The organism is Rhizobium sp. Leaf453 (assembly GCF_001425605.1).
GTDB lineage: Bacteria > Pseudomonadota > Alphaproteobacteria > Rhizobiales > Rhizobiaceae > Pararhizobium.
In genome coordinates, this window is sequence record NZ_LMRG01000001.1 from 454152 (window position 1) to 471719 (window position 17568).

The 17568-nt window shown below is 61.6% G+C and carries 9 protein-coding genes, 1 tRNA gene and 1 pseudogene; 3 read left to right on the plus strand and 8 right to left on the minus strand.

What is annotated here, in order from left to right:
* Positions 1 to 84 precede the first annotated feature (84 nt).
* On the minus strand, positions 85 to 1581 hold the full coding sequence (locus tag ASG68_RS02245; protein WP_062583526.1) for a CoA-acylating methylmalonate-semialdehyde dehydrogenase: 1497 nt from the start codon (positions 1579 to 1581) through the stop codon (positions 85 to 87).
* A gap of 116 nt (positions 1582 to 1697) precedes the next feature.
* Here ASG68_RS02245 and ASG68_RS02250 point away from each other — a divergent pair, with 116 nt between their 5' ends.
* Together ASG68_RS02250 and ASG68_RS02255 are read left to right on the plus strand one after the other, a co-directional pair.
* Positions 1698 to 2024: a putative quinol monooxygenase gene (locus tag ASG68_RS02250; protein ID WP_062583710.1), complete on the plus strand. Its 327-nt coding sequence runs from the start codon at positions 1698 to 1700 to the stop codon at positions 2022 to 2024.
* Positions 2021 to 2902: a LysR family transcriptional regulator gene (locus ASG68_RS02255; RefSeq protein WP_062583525.1), complete on the plus strand. Its 882-nt coding sequence runs from the start codon at positions 2021 to 2023 to the stop codon at positions 2900 to 2902. Before ASG68_RS02250 ends, ASG68_RS02255 begins: the two co-directional genes overlap by 4 nt.
* Before the next feature lie 246 nt (positions 2903 to 3148).
* Here the strand turns inward: ASG68_RS02255 and bcsN are convergent, their stop codons facing one another.
* The 7 genes from bcsN to ASG68_RS02290 all read right to left on the minus strand — a co-directional run bounded on the left by bcsN (position 3149) and on the right by ASG68_RS02290 (position 13053).
* The gene (gene bcsN / locus ASG68_RS02260; protein WP_062583524.1) at positions 3149 to 4090 is read right to left on the minus strand and encodes a cellulose biosynthesis protein BcsN; all 942 of its coding nucleotides are present in this window, start codon (positions 4088 to 4090) and stop codon (positions 3149 to 3151) included.
* Positions 4087 to 6174 (minus strand): bacterial transcriptional activator domain-containing protein, encoded by a 2088-nt coding sequence (locus ASG68_RS02265; RefSeq protein ID WP_156373776.1) that lies wholly within the window; start codon positions 6172 to 6174, stop codon positions 4087 to 4089. Before ASG68_RS02265 ends, bcsN begins: the two co-directional genes overlap by 4 nt.
* A 2-nt stretch (positions 6175 to 6176) precedes the next feature.
* Positions 6177 to 8546: a cellulose biosynthesis cyclic di-GMP-binding regulatory protein BcsB gene (locus ASG68_RS02270; RefSeq protein ID WP_062602608.1), complete on the minus strand. Its 2370-nt coding sequence runs from the start codon at positions 8544 to 8546 to the stop codon at positions 6177 to 6179.
* Positions 8539 to 10803 carry a UDP-forming cellulose synthase catalytic subunit gene (bcsA, locus tag ASG68_RS02275; RefSeq protein WP_082478245.1) on the minus strand — a complete coding sequence of 755 codons (2265 nt, stop codon included), beginning with the start codon at positions 10801 to 10803 and terminating at the stop codon, positions 8539 to 8541. The genes ASG68_RS02270 and bcsA overlap by 8 nt, the downstream gene beginning before the upstream one ends.
* A 385-nt stretch (positions 10804 to 11188) precedes the next feature.
* The gene (locus tag ASG68_RS02280; protein WP_082478243.1) at positions 11189 to 12052 is read right to left on the minus strand and encodes a hypothetical protein; all 864 of its coding nucleotides are present in this window, start codon (positions 12050 to 12052) and stop codon (positions 11189 to 11191) included.
* A gap of 310 nt (positions 12053 to 12362) precedes the next feature.
* Positions 12363 to 12439 (minus strand) — tRNA-His (locus ASG68_RS02285).
* Positions 12440 to 12603: 164 nt separating this feature from the next.
* Entirely contained in the window at positions 12604 to 13053 is a 450-nt protein-coding gene (locus ASG68_RS02290) for a phasin (RefSeq protein WP_062583447.1), read from the minus strand.
* A gap of 3257 nt (positions 13054 to 16310) precedes the next feature.
* On the opposite strand from ASG68_RS02290, the pseudogene ASG68_RS32930 reads away from it, so the two are divergent.
* Positions 16311 to 17423: pseudogene (locus ASG68_RS32930) on the plus strand (ATP-binding protein); the annotation flags it as partial.
* Between the last annotated feature and the right edge of the window lie 145 nt (positions 17424 to 17568).

The window sequence follows — 17568 nt, forward strand, 5'->3', positions numbered from 1 at the left end:
CGGGTCAACCACAAGTAGGCGATGGCCACAAAAAAGGGCCTCCGCAAGGAGGCCCAATCGGGGAGGATGTGATTTTACAGAGGCTTACTTCATCGTCGGCATGACGAATTCGGCACCGTCCTTGATGCCGGACGGCCAGCGGCTCGTCACCGTCTTGGTGCGGGTCCAGAACTTGATAGAGTCCGTGCCGTGCTGGTTGAGATCGCCGAAGGACGAGGATTTCCAGCCGCCGAAGGAGTGGTAGGCCAGCGGAACCGGGATCGGAACGTTGACGCCGACCATGCCGATATTGATGCGTGATGCAAAGTCGCGGGCAGCATCACCATCACGGGTGTAGATCGCGACGCCATTGCCGTATTCGTGCTTCATCGGCAGGTCGAGCGCTTCCTCATAGTTCTTGGCGCGCACGACCGAGAGAACCGGTCCGAAGATTTCGGTCTTGTAGATGTCCATGTCCGGGGTGACGTTGTCGAACAGGCAGCCGCCGACAAAGTTGCCGTTTTCATAACCCTGCAGCTTGAAATCGCGGCCATCGACGACGAGGTTGGCGCCCTCTTCGACACCCTTGTTGATCAGGCCGAGGATGCGGTCCTTGGCTTCCTTGGTGACGACCGGGCCCATGTCGGCCTTCTCGTCGGTATACGGACCGATGCGTAGGCTCTCGACCATTGGGGTCAGCTTGGCGATCAGGCGGTCAGCTGTTTCCTGTCCGACCGGGACGGCAACCGAGATCGCCATGCAGCGTTCGCCTGCCGAACCGTAGCCCGCACCCATCAGGGCGTTGGCGGCCTGGTCGAGATCGGCGTCGGGCATGATGATCATGTGGTTCTTGGCGCCGCCGAAGCACTGGGCGCGCTTGCCGTTCTGGGCAGCGGTGCCATAGACGTAACGGGCGATCGGCGTCGAGCCAACGAAGGATACGGCGGAAATGTCCGGATGCGTCAGGATCGCATCGACAGCACCCTTGTCGCCGTTGACGACATTGAGGATGCCCGCCGGCAGGCCGGCTTCGATCATCAGTTCGGCAAGGCGGATCGGCAGGGACGGATCGCGCTCGGACGGCTTCAGGATGAAGGCATTGCCGCAGGCGATGGCAGGCGCAAACATCCACATCGGGATCATGGCCGGAAAGTTGAACGGGGTGATGCCGGCACCAATGCCGACAGCCTGGCGGATCGAATACATGTCGATGTTCGGGCCGGCGCCTTCGGTGAACTCGCTCTTGGCAAGATGCGGAATGCCGATGACGAATTCGCAGACTTCGAGGCCGCGGATGACGTCGCCCTTGGAGTCCTCGACCGTCTTGCCGTGCTCCTTCGAGATCAGCACAGCCAGTTCGTCCATGTGGGTGTTCAGGAGCTCGACGAATTTCATGAAGACGCGGGCGCGACGCTGCGGGTTGGTGGCGGCCCACTTCGGCTGCGCGGCCTTGGCGTTCTGGACGGCTGCATCCAGTTCCGCGTCGCTGGCGAGCGCCACGGTCGCCTGAACTTCGCCCGTTGCCGGATTAAAGACGTTGCTGGTGCGGCCGCTGTTGCCGGCAACCTTCTTGCCGCCGATGAAATGACCAATCTCGTACATGGGTGATCCTCCTGATCTTGATTATGCGCGGAGTGTCGCACTACAATATCGACAAATCAACGCGCGATATTCAGCAACCGTTGTGCAAAAATTGATGCCAAGATCTGGAGATGGCCATGGAACAGCAAGACGGGAGGATCGTCAGGATCGCAGAGCTGGAGATCGATCCCGCCCAACTCGTCGAATACCGCAGGTTTCTGGCGGAGGAGATCGAGGCGTCCGTCGCGCAGGAACCGGGCGTCCTGATGCTCCATGCCGTCTCCGAACGCGATCGGCCGGAACAGATCCGCATCCTTGAAGTCTATGCCGATCGAGAAGCTTACGAGGCGCATATCCGCACACCGCATTTCCTGACATACAAGGAAGGCACGGCCGCGATGGTCAAGGCGCTGAGGCTGATCGACGTCGATCCTATTGCTCTGTTCGCGAAGACCAACACATGAACTGGGATGATGTCCGCGTCTTCCTCGCTGTCGCCCGCAGCGGGCAGATCCTGTCGGCCTCCAAGCGGCTGGGACTGAACCATGCGACGCTGAGCCGGCGGGTGACGGCGCTGGAGGAAGCGCTGAAAACCCGGCTCCTGATCCGGCGCACAAATGGCTGTGACCTGACGGCGGAAGGCGAAATCTTCCTGCATGCTGCGGAGCGCATGGAAACCGAGATGCTGGCGGCGCAGGCACAGATCGGCCGGATCGATACGGCGATCGCCGGAACGGTGCGCGTCGGGGCGCCGGATGGTTTTGGCGTGTCGTTCCTGGCGCCGCGCCTCGGCAGGTTGACGGCTCGATTTCCCGAACTGCGCATCCAGCTGGTGCCGGTGCCCCGCTCGTTTTCGCTGTCGCAGCGCGAGGCCGATATTGCCATCACGCTGGAACGGCCGGAACAAGGGCGGCTGATCTCTTCGAAATTGACGGATTATACCCTTGGGCTCTATGCCTCACGGGACTATCTGGCGTCCTACGGCGCGCCCGAGACGGTCGATGACCTGAAGGCACACCGCCGCATCGGCTATGTCGAAGACCTGATCTTCACGGCTTCCCTGAATTTCACCGGTGAGGTGATGCGCAGCTGGGATGCGTCCTTCGAGATTTCCAGCGCCACCGGCCAGACGGAAGCGGTGCGCTCCAGCGCCGGCATCGGCATCCTGCATAACTATATCGCCCGGCAATACCCCGAACTCGTCCGCGTCCTGCCGGAAACAACGATCCGGCGCGGCTACTGGACGACCTATCACGAAAGCGCCCGCGACCTCGTCCGCGTCCGCACCGTCGTCGATTTCCTGCAGGAACTGGTGACGGAGGAACACCATATCTTTCTGTAGGGGGTGGCTGATGTGTTACGGCCAGTCCGGAATCGCGACGGCCTCGTCTGTCGGCGGCACTTCATATTCCGGATAGGGGCGATGGAACCCTGCTTCGAGGCACATACATCTCCATCCGTCATCCTCGGCCTTGAGCCGAGGATTTATGTGCCGGGGCCGTGGATGGTCGGGTCAAGCCCGACCATGACGGAGAGCAAGGGTAGCCTTCTCTGTCGAAACCGGCCAATCGAGACGGCTCAACCTGACCTACTGCGCAAACGCGACGGCTCCGGGCAATGGAACAGTCGATGGCTTGATTATCGCCTTGCTTGCCGACTGTTCGGCAACAACAGGCACAGCATCTTTAGCCGCCAAGGCTGCCGCCTCTCCCGGCATCGGCACCTTCACTGCGTTTTCGACAGTCTTTTGCGCAGCTTCCACCGGTTCGGCGGTCATGGCCGGGCTCACCGCGCGCCGGAGCTTGCGACGGACCGGCGCAACCTCGGCCACCGATGGCTCTACGACCTGCTCAGCCACAGGCTGCGAAACAAGCACCGGAGCGGCCGCCATCGCGCCGGATCCGCCGGCATGGCGCAGCGTCTCGAAGGTCTGCGCCGACACCGGCTTGATCCGTAAACCTTCCATCAGCGCTGCGACACGATCCTGCGGCATTGCCGGATTGCAATAACGAAGCCTGATCTGCGCGGCATAACCGGAACCGAGACCGGCGCCGCCATTCGGCGTGATGCTTCTGGCGAGTTGCCAGGCATAGAGGCAACTGCCGCCCTTGCCGAGCGGGCCGGTGGCGAAGCCGAAGACACCATAGGCATTGTCTGATATCACCGGGCTCACCCGCATGCGGACACCGGACAGGACTGTGCGCATCTCTGCTTCGACCTCTGCCTGCGATGGTGCGCCCTTGAAGCCCTCCCCACCCTTGCCGATGGTCACCGTCAGCGCATTCTCGCCGGCCAGATCGGTAGCATTGGCATAAAGGATCGTCTGTTCGATATGATCGGTACGGACGGACTGGCGAACCGATGCCGCCGGTAGGCCCGGCAGGGCCGCGAGTGCATAATCGGCCGAAGCGGAGGTCGCGAGCGACGGGCCATCGGCCTTCAGCGCACCCGTTTGCAGGAAAGGATCGTCGACGGTGGTGCAGGACGACAGCGCCAGCATGGCTGCGATGACAGGAAGAAGATATTTCATCGGCGGGTATCCGTCTGGCTGGCGGCAATCAGGCCGCGGCGAACGCCGGCATCGGCCAGGTGGTCGTTCAGGCGCTGGAACACCTGCTTGGCCATCGACTTGTTGCCGAGGTGGTAATAGGCCCAGCCGCGAAGCTGGCTGAGATCGGCCGGCTCGGCGATCAGGCTGGCGCGGGCATTCAGCGCATCCAGCGTATTCTGGTACTGCTTCTGGTCGAAGGCGGCCCGCGCGCGCTGGACATAGACTTCCGCGCGGATTTCCCGATCGCGCTCAGGGCTGAGCGGATAGGCGGCAAGAACAGCCTCGGCGTCATCGGTCAAACGGCCACGCAACAGCGTCAGCGCCGTGCCATAGGCCGAGTCGGCCCGGACCTGACCGCTGCCATTCAGCCCCTGGGCAAAGGCGGCGCGGGCTTCCGAAAGCCGGCTCAGGCCGAGATAGCACCAGCCGCCAATCTGCGCGGCCGCCGTAGACATCTGCCCCCTCGCCTGCAGGTCATTGAGATCGTTGATGCAGGCGCTGTAGCGCTTGGCCTGGAAGTTGCGAAAATAATTCGCCTGGATCGCGCCACGCGGCTTGATGACGGAGGCCGCCTTCTTGCCCTTCGGCGGCGCGGCCGCCTTGATCTCGCTCCAGATATCCGGATAGGCCGCGCCGTATTTCTCCTCCAGTCCGGCAAATTCCTGTTTCTGCGACAGCCGGAGATAGGAGAGCGCCAGCCCCTTGACGCGGGCCGGCGCGACCTTCCAATCGATCGCCTTCTGGAACCAGGCAGAAGCCGCCTCGTACTGCTTGGAATTATAGGCATACCACGCGAGAATCTCGGCGTGATCGGCGTTCAGCGTCTGAAGGATCGTTGTCGAATAGGACGCAACGATCTTCTCATCGATGGCGGCAGCGTCCGGCTTGGCGAAGCGCAGCGACAGCGCGTTCATCAGGAATTCCGGATCGCCGGACAGGTCCTGCAGATGCATGGCCGCGACCTGATAGGCTTCTTCGTCAAGGTTTTGAGCTGCGAGGCTGAGATAGAGACCCTTGGCATTCTGAGCATCCGCCTGCAGCGCCAGAGCCTTGCTGAACCACTGCGCGCTGACGGCCGGCTGCTTGATCTTCAGATAATACCAGCCGAGTAACGCCAGATCTTCCGCCTTCGGCTGCGCGGCAGTCTTCAGCGGCACGAGTTGCTCTTCCGACAGCGGCGCAGTCGCCTTGTCATCGGCATTGAAATCGGCCACCGATTTGCGCAGAAGATCGAAGGCCACAGGCTGCAACCCGGCCTGCATGGCCGGGGTTACCGCCAGTTTGTCCATTACTGCCTGAACTTCGGCGGCCGGAAAATCGCGGATCGCCTTTTGCAAGGTCGTCACCAGCACATCATCCGGCAGGCGCTTGTCGCCTTCGCGCAGCAGGATGCCCCGATAGACATCGGCCAGCGGCTGCTTCATATCCGCCTCGGAATAGGCATCGATCAGCGTCCACAGCAGGTCCATTTCCGTTTCCGTTGCCGGATCGAGGCTGCCCGCCGCTTGGATGACGCTCGTCCAGTTCTTGTCACCGGCCGCTTCCGTCATCAGCACGCGCTGCTTCTTGCGCGTCAGCTTGTCGGTGAAATCGGCCGTCGGGGTCCAGTCCGGCGTCTCGGTCTTTCGGCGAATGATCTCGGCATCGATGCCGGTGAAGTCGTTTCTCTCGTAGAGTTTCCACAAAGCGCTCTCATCCGCCCCACGCGCCGATTGCGGCAGGAACACATCCTGCGGCATCTCGAACTGCGGAAACTTCAGCCGCAACCGGGCGGCCTCGGCCGCGACGCGGTCGTCCTGCTTCCGCTCGGCGTAATAATAAAGTGCCGCCAGTTCCACCGCGTCGGGACCATCCTTGGTCATCACCGCCTCGGCAGGCTGTTCGCCGGACGCCGGCGGGAGGTCTTCCGCCTGCCCCTCCGCTGCCGCCGTCATCGCATCATCGACGAGGCGGAAGGAGCCTGCGGCCTGCGTCAGCAGCTTGGCGGAATCCTGGGCAAAGCCGGTTGCCGGCAAGAGCAGGCTGGAGGCGGCCAGCAGCGCGACCCAATGTTTCTTCATCACGATCATTGATCCGACCTCACACTCTTGCGCGGGATGGCAAAGCCGAGCCAGGCCGCAAAAACACCCATGGAAACCACAATCAGCAGAACGTAGAACTGGAAATTATCGGAGAACCATGCGGCCGCGAGGCGGCGGACATTGCCGGGGCTCTGATCCGTCAGGCCGGCGATGAAATGTGTCGCCGGCGGCATGGTGTTAACCGTCAGGCTCGCGGTCTCGATCTCGGCCGATCCACCGTTCAGGCCCGACCAGACGGCGGGCTCGACCAGACGACGCATACCGGCCGCGATATCGCTTGGCGACCCCGCATGAACGACCGTCCAGACCGCATTGCCGGATGGAGACGGCGCCTGCGACAGGGTCAGGAGCGACTGGCCTTCCTTCAGTGTCGCCACCGATGCGGAGCCGTCCTGATAGTTCAGCCATTTGCCGAAACGCAGGCCGGCCGAGGCAAACCAGCCCTGAACCCTCGAAGTCATCGACAGGCTGTCCTGGGGCTGCGTGGTCGACTTGCGGAAGGCATCGAGCAGCGCGGTGGAGTCGTCGGCATTGCTTTCCGAGATCGTCGAGGCGCTGTCGCTGATCGCGGCAGTGCGGACCGGATCGGTCTCGGTCAGCGACGCCCCGTTCGCGGAGGACTGTAGCGTGTCCAGCGGAAAACCGCCCTTACCTGCCCTGCCGAGCTCGGCAAAGGCGTTTTGCGTGGTAATGACCAGTGCATTACGATCGTCCGCCGCGCCGGAGGTGCCCAGCCGAATATCGGCATTGAGCGGGTTGCGGGCCGCCAGCGCCAGCCGAGACAGCATGGTGAAGGCCGCGCCGGCCGATTGCGCATCCGGGCGCTCGATGACGATATCGAACGGCTTGCCATCGGCATAGGGATAGGCCGTGCCGGCCAGTGCGCCGATATCCGGCAGGCGGCCGATCCGTGCCAAGGCGGGAATCTCTATTTTCGTATCGTTCAAGAGAATGAAGCGCGGCTTGGCATCGTCGCGCAGATCCGGCGCGCAGACCGCGTCGGCTTCGACAGGCAGTTCCGCCAGAAGTTCGACCTTGTTGTTGCCCGGCCGGAAGGCGCGCAGCGGCAGTTCGATCAGCTTGCCGTCGAACTGTTCACCTTCGGCATTGCGGAAGGGATAGCTGGTGACGACACGATCATTGACGCGCACCAGGAATTGCGCCGTGCGCTTGAGCCCCGGCGATGTCGCGGCGTGCAGTTTCAACCTGATCGTCGCGTAATCGGCCGGATAGAAATCGGCCGGCATCACCATGTTGAAGCGGGTGCGCGACAGCCGACCGGAAAAGACCCGGGTCTCATAGCCGGTATCGGCCAGCGTATAGCTCATCGACGCATCGGCGACGATCGTGCCGGAATGGCTCGAAAAGATGCCGCTGTCGAGGCTGTCCTTCAGCGGTCCGCGGATGGCCTCAAGCAACTGTCCGCTCATTTCTGCGCGTGTCGCGCCGCGCAGGCTGACCATGGCCCGGACGCCCTCGCCCGCATCGCGAACGGAAAAGCCGTAGGGCATCGTACCGATCGCGGAATTTCTTGACTGCGCCCGCGTCTTGTCCGTCGAGACATAGAGGTCGATGCCGGGACCCGTGCCCGGCTTTTCACTGATGCTGACGGAAATGTCGTCGCGGTTGAGAAACAGCGCCAGCGTCTGCAGCACCGGGGCCGCGTCGTTGAGCATTTCCGAGGTCGCCGTCTGCGGCAGGACCAGCCGGATATCGGTGACGCCGGCCTCTGTACGGGCGATCGTCAAGAGGTCGTCGAAGGAGCGGAAGCCATGGGTCTTCGCCGCGACGAAGCCGCTTGTCGCCGGGTCAATCTCGCTCCAGAGTTCATAGGTCGCTTCCAGCGAGCAATCGACCCGGTGGAACTGCCGGGCGCGCAGCAGCACCTCGTTGCGGCCGGGCTTCAGCAGATCGGCCGCAACCTTCAGGTTTTCCGTCTTGAAACCGTTCGGCGAAGCAATCCGGTAGCTGCCGGCCGGCTTGCCGTTGACCTCGACATCCATGACCGAGCTGTCTGGCAGGACCGAGACAGCATTGCGATAGGCAAGCACCAGCGCGCCACCAGTGGCCGCCTGGTCCGGCGACAGGTTGAAGGTCAGCCGGGCAATGTCATCCTCGCCCGACAGATGATAGGCGGGCGTCGCCTGCTCAAACGGCACGAGGCCGCTGATCTTCTTCGCCACGGCTTCGACCGGCGCCGAGCGGGTCGACAGGATGCTTTCGCTTTCGCCGGGCAGCGTGCGGCTGACAGCGGGGGCTGCATCCAAGAGGCTCTGGGCGGAGGCCGGCAGCGCCTGCGCCATCACCAATGCCAGGGACATACCGGCGACATTCACACGGGAAAATCTACGCATAGAGCTGCTCTCCCTTGAGAACCGGAGCGGCGTCGGCCGTCTTGGCTGGCAGCGGCACGGCAACCACCTTGTTGTCGTTGAGCACCATCGGCGCATCCTCGAAGGACTGGACGACGCTTTCACGGATGAGACCGGCGCTGTAACGGATGGCCCGCAGCGATTCCGTCAGGCTCCAGAGCGCAAACCGGCTGGTTCCCCAGAAGAAGTTGCGGCGAACCTGGCGGCGCACGAGGCGATCCTGCAGCACCGACTGGTCGGAATACATCAGCTCGGCAATCGCCATGAATGTTTCCGGCGTGCGTTCGGCATAGGCAAAGCCGCAGATCGCCGACTTTTCCAGCATCCGGCGCGAGCGATAGACCACATTGAAGCTGATGACCTGGCCGCCACGACGCACTTCGATCCGCGCCTTGGTTGGGTTGGCGAGATCGAGCTTCGGCGCCTTGTCGACGAATTCGATCGAGACGCCACCGCTCGAGGCATCCTGAATGATGACGTGGTGGATGATGTCGTCGATATGCATCAGCGCGTGGCGCTTGACCGGCAGGCGCTGGTTGCGGCGCAACTCGCGGCGTTCGGCGATGGCGCCAAGGGCGGCACCGGCGAGACCGAGATTGATCAGGTTCCACATGGCGACGATCAACAGCAGTTCGCTGGCGACCGGTTCCGTCAGCACGCGGTAACCCGAATAGAGGGCGGCAGCGAGCAGCAGGAAGAAGATGGCGAAGTATGGCGTGGCGAGCGGCGACAGCTTGCTCTTGTCCAGCGTCTGGCCCTTGGCGGTGACGTTGAAGGTCGGCTTGCGGGGATTGCGCACGACGCTGAGGATCGAGCCGAACAGGAAGACCGACTGCACATATTCATAAAGCTCGGAAATCCAAGGCCAGCGGACGCGGCCATAGAGATAGCTCTGCATCGCAAACGAGGAAATCAGGTAGGTGACCGCATAGGAAGCGAACTCCAGGATGTTGGCCTTGTAGATCTCCAGCGAGAAGAAGATGTAGAGCAGCGGTGAGAACATGAAGGCCAGCCGCGACAGCGGGAAGAGCCAGAACATGTTGATGCCGGCATAGCAGATGCGCTGCGGGATCGTCAGGCCCTTGGCCAGGAACGGCCGCTTCAGGATGAGGATCTGCAGCATGCCCTGGCACCAGCGGGCGCGCTGGCCGATGAAGGAGACGAAGGTCTCCGGCTGCAGGCCGGCAATCAGCGGCTTGTCGACATAGACCGAATGCCAGCCCTGGCAATGCAGCGACAAGGCCGTTTCGCAATCCTCGGTGATCGACTGGCCGGAGAAACCATCGGTCGTTTCCAGCGCCTTGCGGCGTAGCACGGCGGCCGAGCCGCAGAAGAACGAAGCATTCCACTTGTCGAGCCCGCGCTGCAGGATCGAATAGAACATCTCGTTTTCAGACGGCATGCGCGCGAAGGTCTGGAGGTTCTTTTCGAGCGGATCGGGATTGAGGAAATAATGCGGGGTCTGGACGAGGAAGAGCTTTTCATCCTCACGGAAGAAGCCGACCGTCTCGCGCAGGAAATCACGCACCGGCGCATGGTCGGCGTCGAACACCACGACCAGTTCGCCATTCGATATCTTCAGGCCCTCGTTGAGATTGCCGGCCTTCGCGTGGTCGTTCTGCTTGCGGGCATGATAATGCACGTCCATCGCGGTGCAGAGTGCCTTCAACTGCTCATGGCGGCGGATGGCGGCGACCGAGACATGCGGGTTCTTGTGGTTGCGCTTGGCTTCCGTGCCGCCGTCGTCGAGCAGGTAGATGTTGAGCTTGTCCTTCGGATAGGCCATCGACTTGGCCGCGGCCAGCGTCACGGCCAGAAGTTCGGCATCCTCGTTATAGCTCGGGATGAACACGTCGACTGTCGGCAGGTCCGTCGTGTTGCCCATGTCCGGCGTCTTGCGCTTGATCGGGTCGATGACCATGAAAAAGCTGATCGCCAGCATCGCCAGGCAATACATTTCGGCGAGATAAAGCAGGAAACCGGGAATGAAATTCAACGGCTCGGTGATATCCGGCAGCGTCTCGGTCGTGCGCCAGAACCCATAGCGAAGCGCGATTATGGCGGCGAAGACGAGCGTGATAACCCGGAAGGTGCTGTTGTCGGGACGTGTCATGCCGATGAACATGATGCCGAGGACAGCGAAGGAAAGCATGAGCTGCGCCTGAAGACTCATCGGCAGCAGAATAAGAGCCAAGCCGAGAACCCCGGCCGGAATTGCCAGATATTTTCCGCACGTCATGTGCCACCAACCCCATTGTCATTTCAGCGGCGCATCATGCGTGCCGGTTCTACATCGAACGGGGCGACACTAGGGGCGAAGGGGTCAACAGAATCCTAATTTCGGGTGGACTGACCGGAAAGGACACAGGATTAGGTAAACACAAGGTTTATGGGTTGGGGGAAGATGTGAGGGGGGACAAACACGCTCTGGCAGCTCGCCGAGTCGTTCCGATATCGTCCCGACCTGGGACGCGGATGTCGGCATCGATCGAAGACATTGTCGATTGCCGCTGAGAACTGACCCGGCGCCGGGTCAGTTCTCAGCGGCAATCAACATATCCGGTTCTGATATCGGCTCGAAGGTGGAGAATCCAGGCGCAATACGACGGCCCGATCGTAGGGCGTCAGGCGTTCCTGTAGTCGTAGGCGAGCTTGATGAGCTGGCGCAACGTGTCAGCCTTTTTCTCGACATCACCCTTGGCAAGGCGAACACGATACAAGCCCCAGCGGACGTTGTATTCCAATGTCTCGATCCCGGCAGTTTCAATGATCTGATCGATTTCATCCGACCTCGGCATTTTGAACTCAAATCCCAAGTGGCTCCGCTTGGGCCGGAACGAGACGAAATTGTTCGGTTGCCCGTCCTGAGCGAGGCCGATATAGAACTTATTGTACTTGAGCTGCAGATGGGGAGCGATTTCATGGACCAGCTCCAGCATCTTGTCGGCCATTTTAACGGTTGCCTCGCTGCCTTTCACAGCAACCCAGTAGTTCCGGTCGGTGGGAGCCGCCGCGGCATCTTCGTCTTCGTCGACAACTCCGCGTGTCAGTTCGTCGAGAACCTTGGTGAAAACCAACGTCACTTCTTCGCCAACCTTGATCGCCTGAACTTGAATCGCGATCAATGGGATGGTGCCGTTAAAGAGCGAGATCACGTTCAGGAAGCGGCTGGTAATGTCCTCGGCGACGATCACGGCGCAGTGGTCGTATTGCGGATACCGCTTCCGCTCGATATCCCAGTATTCGATGGTGCGGATAATATGGGATTCATCGGTAGGCCCGAGCTGAAGCTCGACCTCATAGCGGCGGTTGGTATCCGGATCCTGCAGGAGGAGGTCCAATCGCCCGGCCTTCGCATGAATCCGTTCCTGCGCACGGAGGACGAGATCACCGAGGCCGAGTATCGAGGGGTCTTCTGCGATGAGATGCTGGATCCACTTTTCACTCATCTCTGGGTGATTTCGCATCATCACCCGTTCCGCCTTCATATACTTCACCACAATACTGCCCTTTGCCCATCCCAGAATTGCTGGACACTACACGCCGTCCATTTTTGCAACAACTCGAATCCTACCGGCGTCGGCGCTAGTGGTTGCCAGCACATTACCATTATGGGAACCGATTGGCGTCATGATACCGACTCTTTGCCCGCAGGAATCAGGCAAGCACCAAATCTGTGGATAAGCGTAGGCACCAAACGATGTTCAGCATCTGGCATGGCGAGTTATTGAGACTTGAAATTTGCGGGCATTTGCCTCCTCAAAAACTCGCAAATAGCTGATTTTTTTGAAGTAGGAATGGTACGGTTGGGTGGAGTTGAACCACCGACCTCAGGTGCCACAAACCTGCGCTCTAACCAACTGAGCTACAACCGCACAAGGGCAAGCGGGACAGACAAGGTCATATCCGCTTGCCGGGTCCAAATACGGGCAGTCGGTCTTTTTTGCAAGACATAACTTGTGCCCTTATGTGAAAAAACCGGGTGATAACTCACCCGGTCTGTCTTGATGGCCGTGCCGGCAAGGCCGGCGGGGCGAAATCAGGCCTTCTTGAAGCCGGCGAAAGCCTTTTCAGCGGCGTCCTTGCCGGGCTTTGCGACGGTTTCAGCGACCTTGCGGGTGGCTTCCTGCATCGACTTGGCCTGTTCCATGGCCAGTTCAGCCTGCTTGCGGACGAAGGCGGTCTGCAGTTCGAACAGTTCGGAGACCGACTTGACGCCGAGCAGCGCTTCGAGATGCGACAGCGAGCTTTCGGCATTGGTGCGCAGCGCATCGATGGCCTTGAGGCCGAGTTCGACGGAACCGGACTGCGCGCTTTCCAGCGTCGCTTCAACGGTCTTCGTCGCATCTTCTGCGGCCGTCTTCATCTTGGCATAGGCTTCCTTGGACTGGGCAGCACCCTTTTCCGCGAAATCGCGGAAGGTTTCGGTGACCTTTGTCGGGTCGAAAGAGGCAAGCGAAAAGACGTCATCGGTTTTCTTGGTAGCCATGATATGCGCTCCTTGGTTTGGCCCTCTCATGAGGCACCCGTTTTCTGATGATGTCTATATAGGCGATCTCGTTGTGCATTGCAACATATTTGTGCATCGCACAAATCGTTAAAATGACCAGCATTAACCTTGCGCCGCGAAAGGCCTGTGGCTCGGGGTCTGGCGGCTGGACCCTTGTCGCCCCGGCGGTTATTAATAGACTGTTAACAATCCCGTCCGTGTGACGGTTTCGAAAACCAGGTCTGCCGATGCCCGCAAAATCGTATCCCTTCATCGACATCGCCGTTCACGAACGGGTGCGGGAGCATTTTGCGCGCGGCGATGCCGCCGTGCTGTTTTCGCCAGACATGAATCAGGTGCTCTGGTCGAATGGCGAAGGCGCCGGCCTGTTCGGCCTGCCCTCGATCTATGATTTCATCGATACCGGCGCCAATCGCGGCGATGCCGCCTATCGCCAGATGGAGGCCGCCGCGCGGCAACTGGAGCGCAGCGGCGACCGGCGCTCTTTCCTCATGCGCATCGCCTCCGGCTTCCAGCGCGCCTCCGTCAGCGCGTCTGTGGAGATGATCACCGTGCGCCCGGGCGAAACCGCGATCCTGTTCACCGCACCCCGCGGCGGCAAGCCGCTGAGCGCGGAGGTGCGCGCCGCCCGGATGATCTCCGGCTTCGACGATCCCGATACGCATATGGCCGTGCTCGACGGCGACGGCGCGATCCTTGCCGCCTCGCCGGGTTTCGATGCGCTCGCCATGACGCCGCAGACCTGCCGCTCGCTGGTTTCGGCCGTCTCCCGCGACAGCGACTGGCTGCTGAAGCGCCCGATCCCCACCGGCAAGGGCCACCTGCCCGCCGCCATCGGCAAGCTGTCGGACAGCCCTGCCCTGCACCTCCTCTTCGCCGTCGAAACCATTCTCGGCACGATGGATGCAGGCTCTGATTTCGAGGACGCCGAGGAACCGGCAGCTATTGTGGCAGAGGCTCCGCCGGTCGAACCGGCATCCGCCGTTGCCGCAACGGCGGCAGCAGTGGTTCCCGACGATGTCATCGGCGGCATCGGAGAGATCGAGGAAATCGAAGCCGAGAACGAGGATTTTGCCGAAGAGCCGGCAGCGGAAGCGGCCGAGCCCGACACATCCAACGATGCTGCTCCGGCGCAGGATGCTGCGGTGGAAGACACCCAGTTGGCCCCGCTGGCAGACGTGGCCCCCGATGAGGTCTTGGAGCCGTCGGGTGACGACACGGCCGATTCCACGGAAACCGTTGAGACCGTTGCCGAGGCGGATGAGCCTGTCCCGGATGTTCTGGCAGACACTCTGTCGAGCAGCGACCAAGACGGCGGCGTTACTGCCAGCGAAGCCGATGGCTCTGTGAGCCCGGCGGAAGAATCGGCGGCGGGCGAAACGGCGATCGTTGAGAGCACCACGCCAGAACTCGCGGCAACCGAGACAGAAGCGGACGTTCTGGACGAAGTGTCGGCCGAAGAAATCGAAGCCGAGCCCGATGTCCTGCCCGATGCTGCGACGGAGGATGTCATCGCCTCTGATGAAGCGGTATCGCTTGAAGGCGGCGACATCGCCGATGACGGCGTTGCCGTGTCTGGCGATAAAACCACGGAGATTGTCGCGGAAAGCACCGACGCGGCAGCCGAAGTCCCGTCAGCTCCTGAGCAGATGGCAGAAACCGCCCCCTTGGCCACGTCGGACACCACCCCGGCTGAACCCGTACCTGCGACCGACGGCTTCGTCTTCAATCCGAACAGCAGGGCCATCCGCTTCGTCTGGAAGATCGATGCCGACGGCCGCTTCAGCGAAATTTCCGAGGAATTCGCCACGGCCGTTGGCCCGAACGCGGCCGATGTCGCGGGCCAGCCCTTCACCGATCTGGCGGAGCGCTTTCATCTCGATCCCGACAACACGATCGGCGACCTCCTGAAGCGACGCGACACCTGGTCGGGCAAGACGATCCTCTGGCCGGTCGAAGGCACAAGCCTGCAGGTCCCGGTCGATCTCGCCGCCCTACCGACCTATTCGCGCAACCGTGAATTTGATGGCTTCCGCGGCTTCGGCATCGTCCGTGTCGCCGATGCGGTCGAGGACGCTCTGGCCTTGGGACACACATTGGTGAGCCCGGCCGTAGCCGTCGAGGAGCCGATGGCTGCAGGGTTCGATGAACCTGTCGTCGAGGCGACTGCGGACCATGCCGATACGACCGAAGAGACACTCGTTTCGGATAATACGTCCGCAAGCGAAGAGCTGACTGCTGATGAAGTGATCTCAGAGGCGGAAACAACGCCGGAGCCGGCTGACGATCAGCAGTCGGCTGAGGACGCCGCCGCAGCACAGGGATCTCCGGAAGACGAGGATCCCTTCGCCGAATTCGGCCGGACGCGCACTGCCTCCGAAATCCCGCCGGAAGACCCATTTCGGGGCGAGCGTCCGGCGCTGAAACTGGTCGAGACCCAAGGCCGCCGCGCTTCGGACAAGATCGTCAATCTCGATCACCACCGCCCGCAGGGTGCCGAAAGCCTCAGCCGCTCGGAACAGGCCGCCTTCCGCGAAATCGCCCGACAACTCGGCGAAACCTTCGGCAAGCGGCCGAACGATGACGTGCCGGCAGCGGAGGTTCCGCCGGTCGCCGAAGACCCGTTCGATGGCATCGCGTCCAAGACGCCTCAGAAACTCGACGGCGATGATTTCGCCGATCTCGATACCGCAACCTCTTCCGCCGAAACCGAACCCGATGCAATTGAAACAACGGAAGACGTGGTAGCGGAAAACACAGTCCCGGCGGAGGCGACGACGGAAACCATCTCCGCCGAGCCAACGGCACCGGTCGTTCCCGCGCGCACCAGCAGCAACAGCAGCCTGACGGGCGAAATGCTCGACAATCTGCCGCTGGCGCTTCTGGTTCACAGCGGCGACGAACTGTTCCACGCCAATTCCGAATTCCTGGCCTTGACCGGCTATGCCGATCTCGACGAACTGCGCGAGGAGGGCGGCATTGATGCGCTGTTTGCCGGCGACGAAGACGGCCTGGTCGATCTGCCCGATGGCACGATGATGGTGATCCGCAACGACGGTCATCTCGTTCCCGTCACCGCCCGGCTGCAATCGATCCGCTGGGAAGACAAGAGCGCCCTGATGATGGCGCTGTCGGCCGTGCACACGCCGCCTGTCGCTGCTGCTGTCGCCGATCGGAGCGAACCGGCGGAGATCGAGCCGGTCAGCGAGACCGACGCCGCCGTGGAAGCACTGCGGATGGAAACGGAGGAACTGCGTTCCATCCTGGAGACAGCGACCGATGGCGTGGTCGTGGTTGGCTCTGAAGGTGAAGTCCGCTCACTGAACCGCTCGGCAAGCGCCCTGTTCAATTACGATGATGGCGAAATCCGCGGCAAGCCGTTCGCGACTTTGTTTGCCCATGAAAGCCAGAAGGCGGTGCTGGATTATCTCGCCGGCCTGTCCGGCCATGGTGTTGCCAGCGTGCTCAATGACGGGCGCGAGGTGATCGGCCGCGAGGCGTCCGGCGGCTTCATTCCGCTGTTCATGACCATGGGCCGCCTCTCCTCCTCCAATGGCTTCTGCGCCGTCATCCGCGACATCACCCAGTGGAAGCGGACGGAAGAGGAATTGCGCAACGCCAAGCGCGCCGCGGAGACGGCGAACGCCCACAAGACTGACTTCCTCGCCCGCGTCAGCCACGAGATCCGCACCCCGCTCAACGCCATCATCGGCTTTTCAGACATGATGGCGAGCGAGCATTTCGGCCCGATCGGCAATGCGCGTTATGTCGAATATGCCGGCGATATCGGCCGCTCCGGCCGTCATGTGCTCGATATCGTCAATGACCTCCTGGATATTTCGAAAATCGAAGCCGGCGAGATGGACCTCGAATTCACCTCGGTCGAGATCAACGACGCTGTCTCTGAAGCCGTCTCCCTTGTACAGCCGCAGGCCAACAGCCAGCGGGTGATCATCCGCACGTCGCTGTCCGGCTCGGTCCCGAACGTTGTCGCCGACAATCGTTCGATCAAGCAGATCGCGCTCAATATCCTCTCGAACGCCATCCGCTTCACCCCTTCGGGCGGGCAGATCGTCGTCTCGACGGCCTATGAGGCAAACGGCAGCGTCATCTTGCGCATCCGCGACACCGGCGTCGGCATGACCCGCACCGAGCTTGAGCAGGCGATGAAGCCCTTCCGCCAGGTCACCACCGGCGCCCGCAAGCGCGGCGACGGCACCGGCCTCGGGCTGCCGCTGACGAAAGCGATGGCGGAAGCCAACCGGGCGCATTTCTCGATCAATTCGGCGCCGAACGAAGGCACGCTGGTGGAAATCTCCTTCCCGTCGCAGCGGGTTTTGGCGAACTGACGGGAGCCGCCAAGCACCGGAAACAGCAGGCAAAAAAAGAGGCAGCTAAAAAGCTGCCTCGATAGTTGAATGCTAAAACAGGTGCTCGAGAAGTAATGACATCATGTCCATTTCGGCATCCCTGCCGAAAGCCAACCCTCACATC

Coding starts and splice junctions, on each gene's coding strand:
- ASG68_RS02245 (WP_062583526.1), bottom strand. CDS start 1,581: ATGTACGAGATTGGTCATTTCATCGGCGGCAAGAAGGTTGCCGGCAAC.
- ASG68_RS02250 (WP_062583710.1), top strand. CDS start 1,698: ATGGAACAGCAAGACGGGAGGATCGTCAGGATCGCAGAGCTGGAGATC.
- ASG68_RS02255 (WP_062583525.1), top strand. CDS start 2,021: ATGAACTGGGATGATGTCCGCGTCTTCCTCGCTGTCGCCCGCAGCGGG.
- bcsN (WP_062583524.1), bottom strand. CDS start 4,090: ATGAAATATCTTCTTCCTGTCATCGCAGCCATGCTGGCGCTGTCGTCC.
- ASG68_RS02270 (WP_062602608.1), bottom strand. CDS start 8,546: ATGCGTAGATTTTCCCGTGTGAATGTCGCCGGTATGTCCCTGGCATTG.
- bcsA (WP_082478245.1), bottom strand. CDS start 10,803: ATGACGTGCGGAAAATATCTGGCAATTCCGGCCGGGGTTCTCGGCTTG.
- ASG68_RS02280 (WP_082478243.1), bottom strand. CDS start 12,052: ATGAAGGCGGAACGGGTGATGATGCGAAATCACCCAGAGATGAGTGAA.
- ASG68_RS02290 (WP_062583447.1), bottom strand. CDS start 13,053: ATGGCTACCAAGAAAACCGATGACGTCTTTTCGCTTGCCTCTTTCGAC.